This window comes from Amycolatopsis sp. NPDC051102 (genome assembly GCF_040682815.1).
In the GTDB taxonomy this organism is placed as follows: domain Bacteria; phylum Actinomycetota; class Actinomycetes; order Mycobacteriales; family Pseudonocardiaceae; genus Amycolatopsis.
In genome coordinates this window covers 110,087-111,836 of record NZ_JBFBBT010000025.1, presented here as the reverse complement: position 1 = coordinate 111,836, position 1,750 = coordinate 110,087, and the positions used below count along the sequence as shown (strand labels likewise).

The following is a 1,750-nucleotide window of genomic DNA, read 5'->3' as shown; positions in this document are numbered from 1 at the left end:
TTTTGGGGTCCCTCTGGGTGCCGCTGCACCTCCCCCCCCCGCAACGCTTTTTGTTACCGGGCGGGCCGCCCGGGCCAAGGCGTGCTACCGCTGCCTTGACCCGGTGCGACGGCCGCTGAAGGGCGCTGCGTATCGGGTTCGGTGGAGGGGTGTGGTCGGTTTGCTTGCTTTGGGTGCTCTGCCGGAGTTCTCTGCCGGGGTGCTCTGCCGCGGTTTTCAGAACTGGTAGTACAGGAACGGGCTGAATGTTCCTGTTGCTATCAGGATTGCCGCGTACAGCAGGCCCGCCGTCATGATTCCGATCCGTAGTGCTGTTGCCGGGCGGCTTCTCGATGACTCCAGCAGTGGTCCCGTTACCGGGTGGGCCGGCAGTACGAACACCGTCAGGGCTGCCAGCAGGAGGACCATCCGCTGGTTCGTCAGGGCCTCGGCCACTCCTGCTCCCAGGCCGTCGAAGTCCGGGATGAGCATGTGGCCGATCATCGACAGGGCGTGGCCCAGGTCCTGGGAACGGAAGAACACCCAGCCGAACACCACCAGGAGCAGCGTCAGGGCCCTGCGCGCGTGGCGCTTCCAGGGGGTTGCCGGGTTCAGGTCCAGGGCGAACCTGCGCTCGATCACCAGGAGCGCTCCGTGGTAGCAGCCCCACACCAAGAACGTCCACTGGGCTCCGTGCCAGAAGCCCGTCAACACGAACACTATGCAGAGGTTGCGGTACGTCTTCGCTGCTCCGTGGCGGTTGCCGCCCAGGGGGATGTACACGTAGTCGCGGAACCAGCGGCTCAAGCTCATGTGCCAGCGGCGCCAGAACTCCGTGATCGTCACCGAGGAATACGGTCTGGCGAAGTTCTCCGGGAGCCGGAACCCCAGCATGCGGCCCAGGCCGATGGCCATGTCCGAATAGCCCGAGAAGTCGAAGAACAGCTGGAGCGTGTAGCCCACCGCGCCCAGCCACGCCGTCGCGAACGTCATCTGGTCCGGGGGGACCTTGAAACACGCGTCCACCAGGGGGCTCAGGGAGTCCGCGATGATCGTTTTCTTGCACAGGCCCAGTGCGAACCTCGGGAAGCCCGCCGCTATGTCGTCCAGGCGGTGGGACCGCAGCTGGGGGAGCTGGTCCGCGATCTCCCGGTAGCGCACGATCGGGCCCGCCACCAGCTGGGGGAACATCGCGATGTACGCCGCGAACGACACCGGGTTGCGCAGCGCCTGGCGCTCGCCGCGGTAGATGTCCACCACGTACGAGATGTGGTGGAACGTGTAGAACGAGATGCCGATCGGGACCACCAGGCTCGCCACCGGCACGCTTCCGCCGAACCAGTGGGCCACCGCCGCTATCTGCTGGGTCGCGAAACCCGCGTACTTCCAGATCAGCAGCACCGCCACGTCCAGCGACACCACCGCGATCAGGATCCGGCGCCGCCGGACGCCGTTGACGTCCCAGGGGCTCGGGGCCAGCAATGGGCCCGCCAGGAAGTTGACCACCATGCAGCCCAGCAGCAGGAACACGAAGCCGCCGGCGCCGATCGTGTAGAACAGCAGGCTGCCCACCGCGATGATGCCGTTGCGCCAGGTCCGCGGGCACACCAGCACGGCGATGAGCACCGCCGGCATGAAGTACCACAGGAAGAGCGGCGAAACGAACGACATCGGGTCCCCTCGGTTTATCCGCGGCGACTCTAACCCGACTGGGTGGTCTGCCGCGGCCGGGGTCGTGAGTGGTAAGGCGCGTTCTAACGCGCCTTACCAC

1 protein-coding gene is annotated in these 1,750 nt (G+C 66.3%); it reads right to left on the bottom strand.

What is annotated here, in order from left to right; all coding sequences use genetic code 11:
* Positions 1-216: 216 nt before the first annotated feature.
* On the bottom strand, positions 217-1,650 hold the full coding sequence (locus AB0M93_RS41625) for an MBOAT family protein (protein ID WP_364285081.1): 1,434 nt from the start codon (positions 1,648-1,650) through the stop codon (positions 217-219).
* Between the last annotated feature and the right edge of the window lie 100 nt (positions 1,651-1,750).